The following is a 19,578-nucleotide window of genomic DNA, read 5'->3' as shown; positions in this document are numbered from 1 at the left end:
CTGCTCGCCGATTAACGCATTCTGCGAATCGGATATACCCAGATGCATGGCGTTTCGCCCCGCTGCGCGATCGTTTATGGAGAACGCGCAAGGAAATGGGTGGCGACAGGATCGGGTTGCTTAATGAGTGAAAAGACGTCTTGGCTGATTGAAACAATGCGCGGCACAATCGCTGCCTGCGGAGAACAGTCATGCAGCATGGAAGGTCGGTGGGCTTGATGTCTCGACAGACGGACAACGCATATCCGAAACCGCTCGTCACACCGAAGCGCAATTCCAGCGGCGCGCTGCGTCTGCTGATCGTCGGCCTTCTGCTGACCGGGCTGGCGGTTGTCTATTTCCTGTTTCGCGACCGGATCGGCGATGGCTTCGCGCTTATCCTGATGGGCATCCTGTCTATGGTCGGCGTCTTCTATCTTCTGGGTGCCACCACAGGTCTGATCCAGTTCAGCCAGCGTAAAGGCGGGCAGGATCTGGCACATTCCTTCATGGATTCGCAGCCGGAAGGCACGGTCATTTCCGATTCTCGCGGGCAGATCGTCTATGCCAATCAGGCCTATGCCAATATGACTGGTGTTGCGAACGCCGATGGCATCCGCTCGCTCGACAATGTGCTGACGGCTGAACCAGCAGCTTCCGACGCAATCTACCGTCTTACAAATGCGGTGCGCGACGGTCTTTCCGGGCAGGAAGAAGTGCGGCTGTCTGGCGGGCTTTCCCGCGAGGCGCATGGCTCTTTGGCGCCGGTCTGGTATCGGATCAAGGCGCGCCCTATTGAGGCAGGGCAGGACTACAAAGGCCCGCTCGCTGCCTGGCAGATTGCCGATATTTCCGAGGAACGCGCCGAACAGGAACGTTTCTTTCAGGAGCTTCAGGAAGCGATCAATCATCTTGATCACGCACCGGCGGGCTTCTTCTCTGCCGATCCATCGGGTCGTATCATCTATCTCAACGCCACTTTGGCGGAATGGCTGGGCGTCGATCTGACCGCCTTCACGCCGGGTTCGCTGACGCTCAACGAAATCGTTGCGGGCAGCGGCATGGCGCTCATCAAGGCCGTCAAGGCTGAACCCGGCACCAGCCGCAATACGGTGATCGATCTCGATCTCATCAAGCGCAATGGTCAGAGCCTGGCCGTACGCTTTTATCATCGTGTGCAGGCGGCCCGTGACGGCACGCGCGGAACGAGCCGTACTATCGTGCTGGATCGCGCAGAGGGTGATGATTCCTCGGCAGCGCTGCGTTCGGCGGAAGTGCGGTTCACGCGCTTCTTCAATTCAGCGCCGATGGCCATTGCCGCCGTCGATGCACAGGGCCACACGCTGCGCACGAATGCGCGCTTCCTCGATATTTTCTCGTCCGTTGTGGATCGCGATTCCGTCGATCGCCGTGTGAAGCTCGAAAATGTCGTTCATGAGCGTGACCGTGAAGTGTTCACCAAGGCGCTTGCCGCGGCATTTGCCGGGCAGGCCAGCATTTCGCCGGTCGACACGGTGCTTCCGGGTAATGAGGAACGGCATATTCGTTTCTATATGAGCCCGGTTAGCGATATGGGCGGGGAATCGTCGGAAGAGGCGGCAATCATTTCCGCCGTTGAAACCACCGAGCAGAAAGCGCTCGAAAACCAGATGGCGCAGAGCCAGAAGATGCAGGCTGTCGGCCAGCTTGCCGGTGGTATTGCCCACGACTTCAACAACGTTCTGACGGCGATCATCATGTCGTCGGACCTGTTGTTGACCAATCATCGCGCATCCGATCCGTCATTCCCGGACATTATGAACATTAAGCAGAACGCAAACCGCGCGGCGTCGCTTGTGCGCCAGTTGCTCGCGTTCTCGCGCCGCCAGACGCTGCGTCCGGAAGTGCTGGACCTGACCGACGTTCTCGCCGATCTGCGCATGCTGCTTGCACGTCTTGTCGGCAAGGATATCGAACTCAAGATCGATCATGGCCGCGATCTGTGGCCGGTCAAAGCTGATCTGGGCCAGTTCGAGCAGGTTGCCGTCAATCTGGCGGTGAATGCACGCGATGCAATGCCCGAGGGCGGTGCAATCACGCTGCGGACCCGCAACGTGCCTGTCCATGAAGCGGCAAAGCTCAACTATCGCGATCTTCCGGAAGCCGATTATGTCGTCTTCGAGGTGGAAGATACCGGCACCGGCATTCCAGCCGATGTGCTTGAGAAGATTTTTGAGCCGTTCTTCACTACCAAGGAAGTGGGCAAGGGCACGGGTCTCGGCCTGTCGATGGTCTACGGCATCATCAAGCAGACCGGCGGCTTCATCTATTGCGATTCCGAAGTCGGCAAGGGAACGACCTTCAAGATCTTCCTGCCACGCCTCATCGTGGAAAAGAGCGCTGAGGATGTGCCTGTCGCGGTCAAGGAAAAGAAGGTCGAAAAGGCGACCGACCTTTCCGGTTCCGCTACGGTTCTGCTCGTGGAAGACGAGGATGCCGTGCGTATGGGCGGCGTGCGCGCGCTCCAGTCACGCGGCTATACGGTGCATGAAGCGGCTTCTGGTGTCGAAGCTCTGGAAATCATGGAAGAGCTTGGCGGCGAAGTGGATATCGTTGTGTCCGACGTGGTCATGCCAGAAATGGACGGTCCGACGCTGTTGCGTGAACTGCGCAAGACTTATCCGGATATCAAATTCGTGTTTGTATCCGGTTATGCAGAAGACGCCTTCGCGCGCAACCTGCCTGCCGATGCAAAGTTCGGTTTCCTACCAAAGCCGTTCTCGCTCAAGCAGTTGGCGACCACCGTTAAGGAAATGCTGGAGAAGCAGGACTGATGGATTTGACGTCCACTTCCCGGCAAGACAGTCATGCGTAGTGGTCGCATAGCGGTTTTCGGCGGCGGTCCATCCGGTCTGATCGCAGCCGAAAAACTGTCGGCGCTCGGATATGGCGTGACTGTTTACGAGCAGATGCCGACGGTCGGACGCAAATTCCTGCTGGCTGGAAAATCCGGTCTCAACATCACCCATGCGGAAGATTTCTCCGTCTTTACGACCCGGTTTGGCGCAGCCAATGCCCGGCTTCTGCCAATGCTGCAAAAGTTTGGGCCTCAAGATCTGCGGAATTGGGCTGACGCGCTTGGTGCTGAAACCTTCGTCGGATCGTCGGATCGCGTGTTTCCCAAGGTGATGAAAGCCTCGCCGCTTCTGCGCGCGTGGGGGCGTCGTCTGGAAACGCAGGGCGTGCGCGTGCTGACGCGTCATCGCTGGGTCGGCTTTGATGGCGATATGCCGATTGTGGAAACGGCCAATGGCCGTGAAACAGTCGAATGCGATGCTGCGCTGTTTGCCTTTGGCGGCGCAAGCTGGCCTAAACTCGGTTCGAACGGTGCCTGGGTGTCGCCTTTTACGGAGAAGGGCATCACGATTGCTCCGTTGCGCTCTGCAAATTGCGGCTTCGATGTTAACTGGAGCGAGTATCTGGCGAGCCGTTTTGCAGGCGAACCAGTCAAATCCGTTACCATCACGAGCACGGCTGGAACGACACAGGGCGAATTCGTTGCCACCAAGACGGGCGTCGAAGGCAGCCTTGTCTACGCCCACGCAGCGGCGTTGCGCGACGCGCTGGCGGCAGACGGGCAGGCCGATCTGGTGCTTGATCTTGCACCGGGGCGCAGTGTCGAGCGTTTGAAAGCTGATCTGGCCCGGCAGGACAGCAAGCTCAGTTTCGGCAACCTACTACGCAAGGGGGCTGGCCTGACCGGTGTGAAGGCAGCGCTTGTCGCGGAATATCTGCGGGATAAAAACCCTGACAAACTGGCTCATGCCATCAAGGCGCTTCACGTTCCGCTGTTGCGCACCCGTCCGATAGAGGAAGTTATCTCTTCGGCAGGCGGTATCGTCTGGGACGAGATCGACCAGAATCAGATGCTGCGAAAATTTCCCGGCATCTTTGTTGCGGGTGAAATGGTCGATTGGGAAGCGCCGACCGGCGGTTATCTCCTGACGGCATGTTTCGCAATGGGCATAGCCGCAGCCAAAGGTATTGACGGCTGGCTACAAGCATCCCAAGTGGATTTGAAAGCTGATTGAGAAATGGCGCACCCGACAGGATTCGAACCTGTGACCTCTGCCTTCGGAGGGCAGCACTCTATCCAGCTGAGCTACGGGTGCACACTGGACGGCTGAAAGCCTGATCTGCCGCGTTTCTAGCTGAACCAAGCAATCGCATCAATGACTTATTTTCATAAACCAGACTAAATCTGACGCGGGCTGCATGAATGAGTAACGCGGGGTGAAACTCCTGGCCGAAAGGTCAGCCAGGAGCCTGTTTGTTGAAGTGGTTATGCAGGGCGCTTTGCGAGTTCGTTTCCGCCATTCCATGCACGCAGTCCGACCAAAACGACGATGGCGAGGGCGCAAAGAAGAGCCAGAACATAGAACCCGGCATCGTGATTGCCGACGGCAACATCGGCCCAGTTCTTGATCTGCGGCGCGAAGAATGCGCCCAGATTGCCGATGGATACGATGAAGGCAATACCGCTTGCCGCGCCAACGCCACCGAGATAGCGCGTCGGCAGGCTCCAGAAAACGGGCTGTGATGCCGTAAGCCCCGGCACCGCAATACATGCCGCAATCAGCATGATCCACGCGTTTCCAGTCAGGCCGATCATGCCCAAAGCGATGGTGCCCGCGGTAACCATCAGGGCGCAGATAAGCCGGTGTTTGCCGGTATTGTCCGCAAGCACTGTGAAATAGCGGGTTGCAATCACCGAACACAGCCACGGCAGGCTCAACAGCGTGCCGATGAAGAGGTTCATCTCGCCACCCGATGCCGCATCGGCGAATCGCGACGGGAAGTAGAATGTCAGCGGCGCGGTGCCGATCTGCAGGAAAAAGTAGATCGCGATAAACGCCCACACTCTGGCGTCTTTCAGAACAGAAAGCGCCGAATGTTTGTGGGTGTTTTCCTTGGCGGCTTCTTCTGCCTTCACGACAGTGGTCAGCGCGTCTCTTTCTTCTGGTGTGAGCCAGCTTGCCTTTTCAGGCCGGTCGGTCAGATAGAAGAGTGCGATGATGCCCATAAGCGAGGCGCCAAGACCTTCGACAAGGAACATCCATTGCCAGTTGGTCAGTCCGAAAACGCCGTGATGTGTGAGCAGCCAGCCGGACAGGGGGCTGCCCAGCACCAGAGCAAGCGGTACGCCCAGATAGAACAGGCCCGTCGCCTTTGCGCGTTCCTTCGCTGGAAACCAGTAGGTTAGATAGAGCAGCACACCGGGATAAAAACCGGCTTCGCAAACGCCCAGCAGAAAACGCAGCGTGTAGAACACGGTTTCCGTATGGGCGAACATCATCGCTGCGGATACGAGGCCCCAGCTGATCATGATACGGCTAAGCCAGAGCCGCGCTCCGACTTTGTGCAGGATAATATTGCTCGGCACTTCAAACAGAGCGTAACCGATGAAGAATATACCCGCTCCGAAAGCATAGGCGGCATCGCTCAAACCCGTATCGAGTTGGAATTCCTTCTTGGCAAAGCCGATATTCGCGCGATCCAGAAAGGCCATGATCAGCATCAGCGCCAGAAATGGCAGCAATCGCCGGGTGGCCTTTCGAACAGCAGTATCAATATGTGCAGCACTCATCCCGATGTGTCTCCTCCTCATCACCTCAAGAATGCGCGCAAGCTAATGTAAACCCGTATATGGATAAAGGCTGCAAATATGAATACGTAGAGACGTGGGTGAGGTTATAGCGCCGAAATCTTTGCTGTAGGGCTGCTGCCGAGGGTTCAGAGTATGAAATATTTTATATGCAAATCTATGCCACCTCTAATGAATTAAATGGAAATATAAACAAATATTACAGTGCGTATTATTACGTTGATTTTTCGAGTCGACGATTCGCGAAAATCACCTTGCTGGGCATCAAAATCGCCATTGAAAGTGTCAATCACATTAGATTTTTTTCGGCCGGATTGATCGGTTTTAAAGTTTTCAAAATTCAATTTTCTTGTCCAAAAAAGTACAAAACGCGCCGTTTTAAAGAAAAATTGGACGTGGAGACAAGTTTCAGGATTCTACGCTAACGACAGAGCCAACCGGCGCGGTTATCGTCAATCATCCAATAAAGAACATCCAAAACCAATGATTATGGTGTCCACATCTCTGTGGCTGCTGGGGTGTCTCTTTGCGTTTGAAGAATTGACATAAACCGGATGAGTATCGCGGGAGGTTTTTGTGAGCATCATCTTCAAATCTTCGAGTATATCCGCTGAACGCATGTCAACGCGTCGTATTCTCGTTGCTGGCGGAGCAGGGTTCCTAGGTTCGCATCTTTGCGAACGGCTCCTGCGCGAAGGTAATTTCGTTATCTGTGTCGATAATTTTTCCACGGGGCGTATCGAAAACCTGCGCAATCTGCTGCGCTACGACACGTTCAGCTTCGTTCGCCATGACATTGTGCATCCGCTCGATCTGCCGGTTGATGAAATCTACAATCTGGCATGCCCGGCTTCGCCGCCGCATTACCAGGCCGATCCGGTTCACACGATGAAGACGAGCGTTATCGGCTCGCTTAATCTGCTCGAACTTGCTGCTCATTATCAGGCCCGGATTTTTCAGGCTTCAACATCTGAAGTCTATGGCGATCCGCAGGTGCATCCGCAGCCGGAATCCTATTGGGGCAATGTCAATTCGTTCGGCCCGCGCTCTTGCTACGACGAAGGCAAGCGGTCGGCTGAAACGCTGTTTTATGATTTCCATAAGCAATACGGCGTCGATATTCGCATCGTGCGTATCTTCAACACCTATGGTCCGCGCATGCGCCCCGATGATGGCCGCGTCGTATCCAACTTCATCGTGCAGGCTCTCAAGGGCGACGATATCACCATCTATGGCGATGGCTCCCAAACGCGCTCCTTCTGCTATGTCGATGATCTTATTGAAGGTTTCTGCCGCCTGATGGGCAGCCAGCCTGCCATCCACACGCCGGTCAATCTCGGCAATCCCGGTGAGTTCACAGTGCGTGAACTGGCTGAACAGATCATCGCTCTGACCGGTTCGTCATCGCGAATTGTGCAACGCCCGTTGCCAACCGATGACCCGCGCCAGCGTCGCCCGGACATCACGGTTGCCAAGCGCGAGCTTGGCTGGGAACCGGCGATTGCCCTGACAGAAGGTCTGAAGTCGACGATCTCCTACTTTGAGCGCCAGCTGGTCCGACCTTCGGGAGAGCTTGTTGAGGTGGCATGATGACCCAGCAAAACGTACTCGTTGCCGGCGGTGCTGGCTTTATCGGTAGCCATACGGCCAAGCTTTTGGCCGGGCACGGTTTTTCACCGGTCGTCTATGACAATCTGTCGACCGGTCATAAGGCTTCGGTACGTTGGGGTGAATTCGTCGAAGGCGATATTCTCTCGCAGGACAAGCTCATCGCAGCGATTGAGACCTATGATCCTGTTGCAGTCATCCACTTTGCGGCTTCGGCCTATGTGGGAGAATCCGTCACGGACCCGGCCAAGTATTACCGGAACAATGTCTGCGGCACGCAATCGCTTCTGGAAGCGTGCCGTTTGACGGGCGGTCGTCCGGTCATCTTCTCGTCCAGCTGCGCTACCTATGGTGTTCCCGATCGCTTGCCGATCCGGGAAGGCGAGGTGCAGCGGCCAATCAATCCTTATGGGCGGACCAAGCTGATCGCTGAGCATATGCTTGCCGATTATTCGACAGCCTACGGAATGCATTATGCGGCGCTGCGTTATTTCAACGCTTGCGGCGCCGATATCGACGGGGAACTGGGCGAAAAGCACGATCCTGAAACCCATCTTATTCCGCGCGCCATGCTGGCTGCAGCTGGAAGCGCCGATGTGCTTGAAGTTTTCGGTGATGATTACGACACGCCGGACGGCACCTGCATTCGCGACTATATCCATGTTGTCGATCTGGCGCGGGCTCACGTGCTGGCGGTCGAACATCTGGTCAATGGCGGCGGTAATCTCGTTCTCAATCTTGGAACCGGACGCGGCACGTCGATCAAGGAAATCGTCGATGCCATCGGTCGTGTTACGGGACGTCAGGTGCCGGTCGAAATGCGCGCGCGTCGGGCAGGCGATCCGCCAGCACTTTACGCCGATCCGGCGGAAGCAGCAGTAAAGCTTGGCTTCACAACGCTCCACTCCGATCTCGACACGATTATTCGTACTGCTGCTCCATTCTTCGGTCTGGAGGCGCGATCATGAAGACGCCCCGGATTCCTCTGGTTGCGGACAACAAGGAACCATTGCTGACGCCCATTTTCACCGGCCGCAAGCGGGTTGAATATATTGTCGGCATCATTCTCTGGGCCATGGCCATCGCCTATTTCTGGCAGTGGTGGCTGATCAGCGCCGAACACATCCATCCGGTTGGTTCCGTTCTGGTGACAGCGCTTTTGGCCTGGATAACCATCCTGCCGCTCTATTTTATCCTGATTTTCTTCCATGCTGCGCGCCCGTCCGGCCCGCTGCGGCTGCCGGAAGGAAGCCGTGTGGCCATGGTGGTCACCAAGGCACCGTCCGAACCGTTTGAAGTGGTGTCGGAAACACTGCTTGCCATGCTGGCTCAGAATGTCCCGCATGACACCTGGCTTGCCGATGAAGATCCATCGCCATCAACGCTGGCCTGGTGCCGTGAGCATGGTGTGTTTGTTTCGACGCGCAAGGGACGTGCGGATTATCACCGGCAAACCTGGCCACGCCGTACGCGGTGCAAGGAAGGCAATCTGGCGTTCTTCTATGATCATTACGGCTATGAACGCTATGACTTCGTATCGCAGCTCGATGCGGACCATGTGCCAGAACCGGATTATCTCTACAACATTCTGCGTCCATTCGCAGACCCGGCAATCGGCTATGTTTCCGCGCCAAGCATCTGTGATCGCAATGCACATGAAAGCTGGTCGGCACGCGGACGTCTCTATGTTGAGGCGAGCATGCATGGCTCGTTGCAGGCGGGTTACAATGGCGGCTTTGCGCCTGTGTGTATCGGTTCACATTATGCAGTGCGTACAGCGGCTCTGAAGGAAATCGGCGGTCTCGGACCCGAGCTTGCTGAAGACCATTCGACGACGCTGTTCATGAATGCTCATGGCTGGCGCGGTGTTCATGCGCTGGACGCTATCGCCCATGGCGACGGCCCACGAACCTTCGGTGACCTTGTAACGCAGGAGTTCCAGTGGTCGCGCAGTCTGGTCATGCTGCTGCTGCAATACACGCCAAAGCTGATCGGTCGCTTGCCGCTGCGCTTGAAGTTCCAGTTCCTCTTTTCGCAGCTCTGGTATCCGCTCTATGCATTCTTTCTGCTGCTGGGTTTCCTGTTGCCGATCATCATTCTCGTCACTGGCGACAACTTTGTCAGCGTGACCTATCCGGATTTCCTGACCCATTTTCTGCCGCAGTCGATCATGATGCTGCTGCTGGCGCTCTGGTGGCGGTCGAGCAAGACGTTCCGTCCGGTCGACGCCAAGGTTTTCAGCTGGGAAGCAACATTGTTTCTGCTCGCACGGTGGCCTTGGGCCATGGCGGGAACGCTGGCGGCAATTCGCGACTGGATGACCGGTTCGTTCGTTGATTTCCGTGTCACGCCCAAGGGCGCTTCGGAAGTCGATCCGGTTCCGTTTCGCCTGCTTGCGCCTTATGCCCTGATCGCGCTGTTTTCCATCCTGCCAGTTTTGCTGGTGCAGGACACAGCCCAGATCCGCGGCTTCTACGTATTCTCGACCATCAATACATGCGCCTATCTACTGTTGATGCTGGTCATCATCGTGCAGCACGCCCGCGAAAACAAAGTGCGTGCGAAGAGCGGTTTCTACCGTTCTGCTTTGGCCAGCAGCTTCATGGTTCTCGTGGCCGTGACCGGTATCACCACTGCCGAACGCGGACGCGATGGCATTGAAGCGCTGGCCTGGGGCACGAAGAGTTTCACACTGTTTGAAGACCGGTTCTCCGTAGCGGGAGCAGGCGTCGGCGGGCGCGACATTCACAGAACAATATTCAACCCACGTTGGCGCGAGTCAGTGTCCGATGGGTCGAACAACGAAAACAACTAGCGGAGAGGCGGGACTTGTTATGAAGATCGCTGTCATTGGAACGGGTTATGTCGGTTTGGTCAGCGGCACCTGCTTCGCCGCCTGGGGACATGAGGTTGTCTGCGTGGACAAGGACGCGCAGAAGATTTCCGGACTGGAACGCGGCGTTGTGCCCATTTACGAACCGGGGCTTGATGAACTGGTCGAGCGCAACTTCGCCTTTGGCCGTCTCAGCTTCACCTGCAATCTTGCGGAAGCCGTCAAGGGTGCGCAGCTCGTGCTCATCGCGGTCGGTACGCCAGCACGTGCCGGACATGGCGATGCCGACCTGTCGTTCGTCTATATGGCAGCACGTGAACTCGCGCCGTTGATCGATGACAATGTGGTTGTTGTCGTGAAGTCAACCGTTCCGGTGGGCACCGGCGATGTGGTGCAGAAGATCATCGGTTCGGTGCGCAAGCCGGGAACCTTCTCGGTTGCCTCTAATCCCGAATTCCTGCGGGAAGGCGTTGCCATTCGCGACTTTCTGGAACCGGACCGCGTGGTAATCGGCGTCGAAGACGAGCGGGCGCGCAAGCTTCTCGTCGAGCTTTACAGCGCTGCGCTTGAAGCAAACCAGACGCCCATCGTAGTGACACAACGCCGTACATCCGAACTGATCAAATATGCGGCGAATGCGTTCCTCGCCACCAAGATCACCTTCATCAACGAACTCGCCGATCTCTGCGAGGAAGTGGGCAGCGACGTTACCGATCTGGCTTTGGGCATGGGGCTGGACAAGCGGATCGGCACCAGTTTTCTGAATGCGGGTCCGGGCTATGGCGGCTCTTGCTTCCCGAAGGACACGATTGCTCTGCTGCGGACCGCACAGGACCACGGGGTTGCCCTGCGTCTGGTCGAGGAAACCGTGACCGCAAATGAAGCGCGCAAGCGCCGCATGGCGCTGAAGGTCATGGATGCACTCGGCGGCGATATCGAGGGACGAACCATTGCTGTTCTCGGTCTGACCTTCAAGCCCGATACGGACGATATGCGCGATGCGCCGTCCATTCCGCTGATCGAAACCTTGCAGCGTTTCGGTGCGCGCATTCAGGCGCACGATCCGGTTGGCATCGAGAATGCGCGCCGTATCCTGACCGATGTGGAGTTTTTCGAGAACGCCTATGACTGCGTTGCCGATGCGGACGCTGCGGTCGTCGTGACTGAATGGGACAGCATTCGCAAGCTAGATCTCGCTCGCATGAAGCGCCTGATGCATCAGGCAGTTCTCGTTGACCTTAGAAACGTCTTTTCCCGAACCGCGGCCGAAAGACTTGGATTTCGTGTTTCGACCATCGGTCGCCCCGTTCATCTGCGGCAGGAAATAAAACCAACAACGTTGCTGCCGCAGGCGCGCGCTCGCCAACCACAAGAACCCCAGGCGGGCGCGCGCAATCTCAAAATCGTGGGAGGATCAAATGAAACTATCGATGTTTGATACCGGCCGCTCTTCAAGCCGCCGGAGCAAGCTGGCTCTGGCATCACTCGCCCTGATGGCAGGCCTGACGGGGCTTGCCGCAGGCACGGCAGACGCCGCGACTATGCCCGGTGATAATACGCCTGCCGGCACGCGCGTGATGACGCCGTTCGAAATCTACACGCTTTACCGCAACAAGAACTGGCAATGGCCGGACGGCTCGGGCCAGATGGAGACCACGGATCGCCGTTTCACCGCGCGTGTCGACGGTGAAAAGGGCAAAGCCTGGGCGGAAGGTCGCTGGATGATTACGACGACCGGCCTCATGTGTCTGAAGGCCGATTGGCACACGGAACAGGGCAAGTACCCTGTGAAAACGTGCTTTTCGCACCGAATTGGTGACGGCACAGTCTATCAGAAGCGCGAGCCGGACGGGACCTGGTACGTCTTCCGTCACGCTGATGGTCGCGCAGATGACGAGGCGCACAAGCTCATCTCTATCAGTCTTTCAACGGAACAAAAGAATGGCGAGCTGAAAGCGGCAGCAACAACTCCGCAATCGCCGAAACAATAGAAGGGAGGGGGACATGAAAACCCCTTATAAGATAGCTTCGATTTTGCTCTGCGGAGCATTCGTTTCCAGCGCTGTCTATGCCGCAAGCGGTGTTTCCGGTGCGACGGTCGATACGCGCAATCTGTTTCACGACAAGCGCCCGGTCATAACGCCAAGCTCGATCAAGGCCGGCGCTTATGATCCGCATGGGGATTTCACCAACGACCCCAACTCGAAGATCGAACATCTGTTCTTGCCATGGGAAGATGTGGATCTGACGAGCCTGAGCGCCGCTGATGCCTATGCGCGTGAACGCGGCCGTGAGCTTCTGATTACCATCGAGCCATGGTCATGGGCGCGCGACTGGCGTGTTGCGCCGGACGCACTTTTGAGCGGCATCGAGAATGGCCGTTATGACTCCAACATGGCGGCTGTCTGCTCGGCGGCGTCCAAGCTGAAAAGCCCGGTCACCATTCGTTGGGCACAGGAAATGGACGACAAGGCGGGGCAGTTTACCTGGTCCTATTGGTCGCCACAGGGATACATCGCCGCCTATCAGCATTCGGTCAAGGTTTGCAAAAAATCCTTGCCCAATGCCAAATATATGTGGTCGCCAAAGGGAGAAGAGGGGCTTCAGGCCTATTATCCCGGAGATGCCTTCGTGGACGTGATCGGCCTCTCGGTGTTCGGCTACGAGCCTTATGATATGCTGGATGTCGGTCGAGCCACGAGTTTCGTCGAACGCGCAAAGCCAGGCTATGATCGGGTTGTGGGCTTCAAAAAGCCAATTGTAATTGCCGAGCTTGGCTATGAAGGCAGCGACGCTTATGTCCGGGCATGGGCTGCGGAAGCCAACAAGCCGCATGCCGAATTCCCGGCGCTGACAGCCGCTGTCTACTTCAACGACCGTGAAGTCTATCCGTGGCCGAAGGGCGTCGGACGGCCTGACTGGCGCGTTGCGAACCATCCTTTGGATTAAACTAAACGTCTAACCCCGACCGTTAAACGATTGGACAGGAAAGCAAAATGTTTTCGATCCGTTTCACAGCCGTGAGTGCGGCGCTGTCCGTACTCCTCGTGGCAGGTGTCGCTGAAGCTGCACCGAAGCCAAAAGCAGATGACGCAACGGCCAGGCTGGCCGCTGCAGCATCACCAATGTCCGCACAGGCCCTTGAGGCGATCTATGCGGGCAAAACATGGAAATGGAAGGACGGCGGCGGCTACTTCGCAGCCGACGGACACAAGTTCAAGGCCTGGTCCCAGAAGGGCAAGGTCTGGTCATACGCTGAGGGGCGTTGGTACGCCACGGACGCCGGCAAGCTCTGCATGCAAGCCCGCTGGCGTGACATATCCGGCGCTGTGCCAAACACAACCTGCTTCCAGCATCGTGAGAAGGCGGGCGTGATCTACCAGAAGCGCTCGATTGGCGGCGAATGGTATGTCTTCCAGAGCAATCCTTCGCAATCGACCGATGAGGCACACAAGCTCGTGCGGGGCGATTTGGTCAGCAAGGGACTGGACCGCATGAAAGCGATGGCCACGAAATAACGGGCGGGGAACCGGCTCGCCAACTTCGTGCGTTAGGAGTGCATGAGCGGAGTTGGCGGGCTGGTGGTCTTTGGACGACGACATTTGCATGCTCGATCAGAAGCAATGCAAATGTCGGATCCAGGCCACGAACATGATTAGTCACGCATGAAGCAGCGCGACTTTTGACCAAAGCCGCTCGGCGTGCAGACATAGGAATTTCCGCCGAAATATTGCGAAGCCGAAACTTTAATCACCTGACCCATCGGGTTCTTATTGTAACGGACTTCGTTATTGACGCGATACTTGACGAGATAAACCGACCGCGTGTCATTCTTCGGCTTATGGCTGTCCTTTGCCTGCGCGTTTGCTGACAGGCACAAAGAAGCTGCGAGACCGATTGCTGCCGTTGCTACCCATTTTACGCTTTCACGGCGTACAGCATTGAAAAATACATTGTTCATGCGACTGCCTCCTGTTGGTTATTTTGGAGGTGTTTTAGCAAGCGCGATTTAACATTCCTGCCGGAAATTCCGAACAATTTTCACTAAATGGGATGCAGTTGCATATATCCCATGAATGGCGCGCGGCTGTCTACTGTTAGCTTGTTCTAATATACTAATAGCGTTGGGTGTATGGTGAAAACGGTCGCTTACTAATTGGATTTGCTTGTATTTTCCAATTTTCGAGTAATGTGGGGTCGGCATTTTAAAAGAGACTATCAGAGGCAAGTTTTTCGCAACTTTATACATGAAACTAATTTAATCTTTCGACGGCGAATTCGATTTATTTAATTTTTTCTAATGTTATTATCTAAGCATAAAGTCTAATGCCGAAATGCATCGCTTGGGATGAGCGGTGAAATCAGGGAATTTCCGTGACGTCCGACAATGACAAGACCGGGCAAGACCTTAAATCGGAATTTGTCGAGCGTCGGCAATCAGTTCGTACGCCGGTTTCTCCGCTGGGCGAGGTTACTGGCGGTTCCAACCCATTGGCCCCCCTTGTTTTTTCAACGGAACGTTACGACCCGTCTGAGCAGTTCTCCGCTTGGCAGCAGCATATGGCCCCCTTGCTGGACTTGCGGCTGCCCGATGGCATTCGTCCCGGCGAAGGCTTTTTAGCCACTCAAGCCGTGTGGGATCTGGGGGGGATGCTTCTCATCCAGCAGACCGCACCGGCATTCAGCTATGAGCGTCCAAAGGAAAAGGTGCGTTTCAGCTCGATTGATCATTGGCAGATCAGTTTTTTGCGCAGCGGTCATAGCTGGACAGGCGTTGACGGTCGTGTTGCCGAAAATGAGCCGGGAATGATCGATGTGCGCTCGCTCGGCTATCCATTTCGGGGGCGGGCCATTGCGTCGGAATCTGTGTCCCTTATCATTCCTGTCGACCAGTTTGCCGGTCGTGGCGGCATGCCGGAAGCCAGCAATAATGTCACTCTGGGCGGTTATCGCGCCAAACTGTTGATCGATTTCGTTACAAGCCTTGAGGATGGTCTCAGTCGAGCGACCAATGAAGACTTACCCGGTTTGCGGGACAGTCTGCGACAGATCATATTCGATACGATTGCTCCGCTCGTAAAAAAGATCGATGTCAGCGAGCAGATTTCCCAACTGGGATTGATGACCAAGGCGAGACGTTTCATCCAAAAAAATCTGATGTCGCGCGATTTGACACCGGAAGCTCTGAGCCGCGAACTGGCTGTTTCACGCACACATCTTTATCAGCTCTTTGAAGGATCGGGCGGCGTTCTGAATTACATTCGGCAAAGGCGTCTGTTCGGGGCTCATGCCATGCTGGCAGATGCAAGCGAAAATCGAAGGGTGGCGGATGTTGCTCTGGCTTTCGGCTTTGATTCTGCTGCCAATTTTACGCGCGCGTTCACGCAGCAATATGGCTACAGCCCAAGCACCGTACGCAAAGCTTCGTCAAGAACTGATACGGTCGCGGATACGCAGCAGGATCAGAGCCAGCCAGCGACGTTCGAAACGTTGTTGCGTACACTTGCCATGTTCGATGTCTGAAGGGGATATCTGGCAAGTAAGACCGGCTCGTAAGCACAAAGAAGGCGCCATTGGCGCCTTGTTTTATGAGCTGATCATTCGTCCAATCCATAGGAGTATACAGGCGCCGACAAAGCCGGAAATCAGATAGCCAAGCCAGCCGCCGAAAGAGACACCCAGAAAACCGAATATGAAGCTCGCCACTGCGGCACCGATGATGCCCAGAATGATATTCATGAATATGCCGGTATTGCTGTTCATGAAATTGGAAGCAATCCAGCCAGCGAGGCCACCTATGATGATGGCTGCAATCCAGCCCACGCCTGCACCGCTCATTTGATCCACTCCTTTAATCCAGGCTCAGCAAGTACCAATTGGTTATGCCAAGCCCTGAAACATGTCTTCCAAAGTTGGGACCGATAAGCGGACCCGCAAAAGAAACTAACATGTGTGACAACAGGTTCCCGAAACGTCAGCGCTTTACGCCACATCTCAAGAAATCGGATCGATCGTTCGAACAGTCGACAAACGCTTGGAACGATTGCTTATCCATGGGATAAACTTCTCATTCCAAGCATCTGTTTATAAACGTATTATGTGATCATAAGTTCCCTTATGAGCGCAAAATATTAAAGGCCGGCAGGCACAATGCCGCCATTGTCCTTGAGCTTCTGAATGACCTGTTTGTGCAGCCACACATTCATGGTCGCGGAATCGCTCGTGTCGCCGGTATATCCAAGTTCTTTGGCGAGTTCCTTGCGGTGTTCCAGGCTGCTGTCGAGGCCAAGCGCCTTCATCAGATCGACGATAGACGTTTTCCAGTTGAGCTTCTGACCGCTTTTTGCCACCGCTGCATCGAGAACAGCGCTGACATCAACAGCGCCCGTAGCAGCAGGTGCTGACGAAGAAGGAGCTGCAGTCGGGGAAGGAGCTGCCGCTGTCGTCTGGCTCGGTTCGGCGGTTGCGGTCGTTTCCGTTGCAGGTGTCGCTGCTTGTGCCTGACCCCAGATGGCGCCCTTGATCTTGTCGAAAATGCCCATGTCGAACTCCAGTTGTAAAACAGGTGGCCCGACCGGGGAATTGTCTGAAGAGACATGGTCGGACACATCAATCAGCCAAAGAACCTGTATGACTGTGCCGAACAGAATGCATTATTTTGCAATTGGTTCCAGACAATATTGCATGTCAGCAATCGATTACTGAATTTATGTCTGTATATCTCTTTTTAGATGAATGGTCTTCAGCTGGAAATATAGGGTGTTCGTTCCGTCTGATGAATATAATAATGTTCGATAGCAACATCAGGAAGCTCAGAGAGATAAAACGATTGTCCATCTGTCGCTTTTGATGTGCCTTCACCTGCCAGACTTGCGCCGAGATCGCTCTTTAATGGCACCGCGAGGGACAGGCCATAAAGAATGACGCCCCAGATGACGAAGGGTGAGGCGGCGATAAGTACGAATATGTACTGAGCTGTTTCCATGGTGTGAATTTTGAATTCATCGTCCGGAAACGTCAAAGAATAGACGACCTCTTCTGGGATCGTAGCGCGCTTTGATTTCCCAATCATCGCAGGAAACAGGGGAATAAAAGTTCTGCCTGCCCGGCGTGGCGCGTTTCACGAGTCAATGCTCGTCATGCGTGTACTGTTGATTTTCAGCAATCTCCGAAAACAAACGTTGCATTTTCGCCACAATGCGTTGCATAGATGCAACTCTATTGGGTATCATGGTTAATATGAACGCAGCGAATCTGACCACGAATCTGGATAAGACGGAACAATCGTCGCGCAAGGGCGAGGGGCGCAGGCTTCTGGCATTGCCCGGCATTATCACCGTCGTTTCGGCGCTGATTACGGCGTCCATTTCGTTTGCGATTCTGATTGGCATTACTCCGATCACACCTGATCGCACGGTCACGCTGGCCTTGGTCATCATCAATGTCGCATTGATTTTGTTCCTGATTTTGCTGATTTGCCGTGAGGTCTATCGCATCGTCACAGCGCGCCGCTCGGGTAAGGCGGCGTCGCGGCTACATGTCCGTATCGTGGCGTTGTTCTCGTTGATTGCAGCAGTTCCGGCGATTGTGGTGGCCATTGTCGCGTCGGTAACGCTCAATCTCGGTCTGGACCGGTGGTTCGACACCAATACGCGCGATATCGTGAATTCGTCGCAAAGCCTGACCACGGCCTATATTCGCGAGACGGCACTCAATCTGCAAAGCACGTCTTACTCGATGCTGCAGGATCTGGATGCGCAGCGCACACTTTATAGTCTCGACCGGGGCGGCTTTATTGAACTGCTGACGTTGCAGACGCGAGGACGCGGGCTGCTCGGCGCATTTCTCGTGCGCCAAAACGGTTCTATCGTGGTGAAAAGCGGCACAGGGCTGGAACCGCGCCTGCCGCCGCCGACTGAAGATGCGCTGAAAACGGCGACCGATGGCAAGCCCGTCATCATCCCGCCCGGCAACAGTAATTTCGTTGGCGCGATCATCAAGATGCGCGAGATTCCGGACGTGTTTTTATACACTGTGCGGGCTGTCGATCCGCAGATTCTTGATGCAATGCGTTTGATGGAAGCCAATACGCAGCGTTATCAGGAGATGGATGCAAACCGTATTCCGACCCAGATTGCCTTTGCACTCCTGTATTTCGGTTTGACGCTGATCGTTCTTCTGTCTGCAATCTGGACCGGTATCGCGGTTGCTGATCGTCTGGTGCGCCCAATCCGCCTGCTGATCGGTGCCGCCGATGACGTGACGGCCGGTGATCTTGATGTTTCCGTTCCCGTTCGTTCGTCCGATGGTGACGTCGGTGCACTGTCTGGCACTTTCAACAACATGGTTGCGGAGCTGAAGAGCCAGCGCAACGAACTGATTGCGGCCAAGGATCAGATCGACGAGCGCCGTCGCTTCTCGGAAGCTGTACTTTCGGGCGTTACGGCGGGTGTCATCGGTATTGAAACCGATGGTTCCATCTCGATTCTCAACCGCTCGGCGGAACACATGTTTGGCGTTACATCGCAGGATGCGGTGGGCAAGAGCCTCAGCAGCATTGCGCCGGAAATCGGTCAGGCCTTTGAAGTTGCGCGTACTGCGGACAAGACGATGCATCGCGAACAGGTGAGCATGACGCGCAACGGCGTGGCGCGCACCTTCAATGTACAGGTCACGGTCGAAGATATTGAATCCGAGGACCATTCTTATGTCGTGACGGTGGATGACATCACCGATCTCGTGCAGGCGCAACGCACCTCGGCATGGGCCGATGTCGCGCGCCGCATCGCGCATGAAATCAAGAATCCGCTGACCCCGATCCAGCTTTCGGCTGAACGCATTCGCCGTCGCTATGGCAAGGTCATCACCGAAGATCGGGAAGTTTTTGATCAGTGCACCGATACCATCATCCGCCAGGTTGGCGATATTGGCCGCATGGTCGATGAATTCTCCGCTTTTGCCCGTATGCCGAAGCCGGAAATGCGACAGATGGATATGCGCGAAGCCTTGCGCGAAGCGTCCTTCCTGATCGAAGTCAGTCGCAGCGACATCAAGTTCGAAAACAATTTCGGACCGGAAAAGCTGACTGGTTCTTTTGACAGCCGTCTGATCGGTCAGGCTTTCGGTAATGTCATCAAGAATGCGAGCGAAGCGATTGATGCCGTTGCCAAGGAAGACCGCGGTGAAGGGCATATTCTTATTCATTCGTACAAGGCTGACGGAAATTTGATTGTCGATGTGATCGACAACGGCAAGGGCTTGCCGGGTGACGACCGTCAGAAGCTGCTTGAGCCCTATATGACCACGCGTGAAAAGGGTACGGGGCTCGGCCTCGCCATCGTCCGCAAGATCGTTGAGGATCACGGCGGACATCTCGAATTGCATGACGCGCCAGCGGATTTCCACGGAGGTCGTGGCGCAATGATACGGATGGTCTTTCCAGATATGCAGGCCGGTGTAACCGAGGCTGCCAACGGAAATGACGACACAAAGATAGCTGGACAGGTGAATTGAT

The 19,578-nt window shown here is 55.5% G+C and carries 16 protein-coding genes and 1 tRNA gene; 11 read left to right on the top strand and 6 right to left on the bottom strand.

Translation table 11 applies throughout. The features are described 5' to 3' along the window. Window positions 1–218 precede the first annotated feature (218 nt). Both cckA and ACTJKP_RS13240 read left to right on the top strand, forming a co-directional pair. Complete coding sequence (cckA, locus tag ACTJKP_RS13245; RefSeq protein ID WP_078338656.1) at window positions 219–2,792, top strand: cell cycle histidine kinase CckA; 2,574 nt, start codon at window positions 219–221, stop codon at window positions 2,790–2,792. Window positions 2,793–2,825: 33 nt separating this feature from the next. Then, complete coding sequence (locus ACTJKP_RS13240) at window positions 2,826–4,049, top strand: TIGR03862 family flavoprotein (RefSeq protein ID WP_440630995.1); 1,224 nt, start codon at window positions 2,826–2,828, stop codon at window positions 4,047–4,049. 4 nt (window positions 4,050–4,053) lie between these two features. Here the strand turns inward: ACTJKP_RS13240 and ACTJKP_RS13235 are convergent. Beyond that, window positions 4,054–4,130 (bottom strand) — tRNA-Arg (locus ACTJKP_RS13235). A gap of 170 nt (window positions 4,131–4,300) precedes the next feature. Further along, entirely contained in the window at window positions 4,301–5,605 is a 1,305-nt protein-coding gene (locus ACTJKP_RS13230; RefSeq protein WP_078338581.1) for an MFS transporter, read from the bottom strand. Window positions 5,606–6,199: 594 nt separating this feature from the next. Between ACTJKP_RS13230 and ACTJKP_RS13225 the strand changes: the two genes are divergently transcribed. The 7 genes from ACTJKP_RS13225 to ACTJKP_RS13195 are packed head-to-tail and all read left to right on the top strand — an operon-like array spanning window position 6,200 to window position 13,582. Further along, on the top strand, window positions 6,200–7,213 hold the full coding sequence (locus ACTJKP_RS13225; protein ID WP_078338582.1) for a UDP-glucuronic acid decarboxylase family protein: 1,014 nt from the start codon (window positions 6,200–6,202) through the stop codon (window positions 7,211–7,213). Then, entirely contained in the window at window positions 7,213–8,199 is a 987-nt protein-coding gene (galE, locus tag ACTJKP_RS13220) for a UDP-glucose 4-epimerase GalE (protein ID WP_440630994.1), read from the top strand. Before ACTJKP_RS13225 ends, galE begins: the two co-directional genes overlap by 1 nt. Further along, on the top strand, window positions 8,196–10,046 hold the full coding sequence (locus ACTJKP_RS13215) for a glycosyltransferase family 2 protein (RefSeq protein WP_440630993.1): 1,851 nt from the start codon (window positions 8,196–8,198) through the stop codon (window positions 10,044–10,046). Before galE ends, ACTJKP_RS13215 begins: the two co-directional genes overlap by 4 nt. A gap of 19 nt (window positions 10,047–10,065) precedes the next feature. Beyond that, window positions 10,066–11,502 (top strand): UDP-glucose dehydrogenase family protein, encoded by a 1,437-nt coding sequence (locus ACTJKP_RS13210; protein WP_440630992.1) that lies wholly within the window; start codon window positions 10,066–10,068, stop codon window positions 11,500–11,502. Beyond that, window positions 11,483–12,055 (top strand): DUF995 domain-containing protein, encoded by a 573-nt coding sequence (locus ACTJKP_RS13205; RefSeq protein WP_440630991.1) that lies wholly within the window; start codon window positions 11,483–11,485, stop codon window positions 12,053–12,055. Before ACTJKP_RS13210 ends, ACTJKP_RS13205 begins: the two co-directional genes overlap by 20 nt. A 13-nt stretch (window positions 12,056–12,068) precedes the next feature. Further along, on the top strand, window positions 12,069–13,013 hold the full coding sequence (locus tag ACTJKP_RS13200) for a glycoside hydrolase family 26 protein (RefSeq protein WP_440630990.1): 945 nt from the start codon (window positions 12,069–12,071) through the stop codon (window positions 13,011–13,013). A 47-nt stretch (window positions 13,014–13,060) separates the two neighbouring features. Next, complete coding sequence (locus tag ACTJKP_RS13195; protein WP_440630989.1) at window positions 13,061–13,582, top strand: DUF995 domain-containing protein; 522 nt, start codon at window positions 13,061–13,063, stop codon at window positions 13,580–13,582. Between the two features lie 137 nt (window positions 13,583–13,719). Here the strand turns inward: ACTJKP_RS13195 and ACTJKP_RS13190 are convergent, their stop codons facing one another. Further along, window positions 13,720–14,025: a hypothetical protein gene (locus ACTJKP_RS13190; RefSeq protein WP_440630988.1), complete on the bottom strand. Its 306-nt coding sequence runs from the start codon at window positions 14,023–14,025 to the stop codon at window positions 13,720–13,722. A gap of 413 nt (window positions 14,026–14,438) precedes the next feature. Here ACTJKP_RS13190 and ACTJKP_RS13185 point away from each other — a divergent pair, with 413 nt between their 5' ends. Then, on the top strand, window positions 14,439–15,587 hold the full coding sequence (locus tag ACTJKP_RS13185) for a helix-turn-helix transcriptional regulator (protein WP_440630987.1): 1,149 nt from the start codon (window positions 14,439–14,441) through the stop codon (window positions 15,585–15,587). A gap of 63 nt (window positions 15,588–15,650) precedes the next feature. Here ACTJKP_RS13185 and ACTJKP_RS13180 read toward each other — a convergent pair whose 3' ends face one another. The 3 genes from ACTJKP_RS13180 to ACTJKP_RS13170 all read right to left on the bottom strand — a co-directional run bounded on the left by ACTJKP_RS13180 (window position 15,651) and on the right by ACTJKP_RS13170 (window position 17,136). Further along, window positions 15,651–15,902, bottom strand: coding sequence for a GlsB/YeaQ/YmgE family stress response membrane protein (locus ACTJKP_RS13180; RefSeq protein ID WP_078338589.1), 252 nt, complete (start codon window positions 15,900–15,902; stop codon window positions 15,651–15,653). Window positions 15,903–16,195: 293 nt separating this feature from the next. Beyond that, window positions 16,196–16,606 (bottom strand): DUF3597 domain-containing protein, encoded by a 411-nt coding sequence (locus tag ACTJKP_RS13175; RefSeq protein WP_113533561.1) that lies wholly within the window; start codon window positions 16,604–16,606, stop codon window positions 16,196–16,198. Between the two features lie 200 nt (window positions 16,607–16,806). After that, a complete protein-coding gene (locus ACTJKP_RS13170) occupies window positions 16,807–17,136 on the bottom strand; it encodes a hypothetical protein (protein WP_440630986.1) in 330 nt (109 codons plus the stop codon). Window positions 17,137–17,261: 125 nt separating this feature from the next. On the opposite strand from ACTJKP_RS13170, the gene ACTJKP_RS13165 reads away from it, so the two are divergent. After that, complete coding sequence (locus ACTJKP_RS13165; RefSeq protein WP_440630985.1) at window positions 17,262–19,577, top strand: ATP-binding protein; 2,316 nt, start codon at window positions 17,262–17,264, stop codon at window positions 19,575–19,577. Window position 19,578 lies beyond the last annotated feature (1 nt).

It is taken from the genome of Brucella sp. 22210, assembly GCF_052045675.1.
GTDB lineage: Bacteria > Pseudomonadota > Alphaproteobacteria > Rhizobiales > Rhizobiaceae > Brucella.
The sequence above is the reverse complement of the archived record's forward strand: the minus strand, read 5'-3'. Positions and strand labels throughout refer to the sequence as shown.

Coding starts and splice junctions, on each gene's coding strand:
- cckA (WP_078338656.1), top strand. CDS start 219: ATGTCTCGACAGACGGACAACGCATATCCGAAACCGCTCGTCACACCG.
- ACTJKP_RS13240 (WP_440630995.1), top strand. CDS start 2,826: ATGCGTAGTGGTCGCATAGCGGTTTTCGGCGGCGGTCCATCCGGTCTG.
- ACTJKP_RS13230 (WP_078338581.1), bottom strand. CDS start 5,605: ATGAGTGCTGCACATATTGATACTGCTGTTCGAAAGGCCACCCGGCGA.
- galE (WP_440630994.1), top strand. CDS start 7,213: ATGACCCAGCAAAACGTACTCGTTGCCGGCGGTGCTGGCTTTATCGGT.
- ACTJKP_RS13215 (WP_440630993.1), top strand. CDS start 8,196: ATGAAGACGCCCCGGATTCCTCTGGTTGCGGACAACAAGGAACCATTG.
- ACTJKP_RS13210 (WP_440630992.1), top strand. CDS start 10,066: ATGAAGATCGCTGTCATTGGAACGGGTTATGTCGGTTTGGTCAGCGGC.
- ACTJKP_RS13205 (WP_440630991.1), top strand. CDS start 11,483: ATGAAACTATCGATGTTTGATACCGGCCGCTCTTCAAGCCGCCGGAGC.
- ACTJKP_RS13200 (WP_440630990.1), top strand. CDS start 12,069: ATGAAAACCCCTTATAAGATAGCTTCGATTTTGCTCTGCGGAGCATTC.
- ACTJKP_RS13195 (WP_440630989.1), top strand. CDS start 13,061: ATGTTTTCGATCCGTTTCACAGCCGTGAGTGCGGCGCTGTCCGTACTC.
- ACTJKP_RS13190 (WP_440630988.1), bottom strand. CDS start 14,025: ATGAACAATGTATTTTTCAATGCTGTACGCCGTGAAAGCGTAAAATGG.
- ACTJKP_RS13180 (WP_078338589.1), bottom strand. CDS start 15,902: ATGAGCGGTGCAGGCGTGGGCTGGATTGCAGCCATCATCATAGGTGGC.
- ACTJKP_RS13175 (WP_113533561.1), bottom strand. CDS start 16,606: ATGGGCATTTTCGACAAGATCAAGGGCGCCATCTGGGGTCAGGCACAA.
- ACTJKP_RS13170 (WP_440630986.1), bottom strand. CDS start 17,136: ATGATTGGGAAATCAAAGCGCGCTACGATCCCAGAAGAGGTCGTCTAT.
- ACTJKP_RS13165 (WP_440630985.1), top strand. CDS start 17,262: ATGCGTTGCATAGATGCAACTCTATTGGGTATCATGGTTAATATGAAC.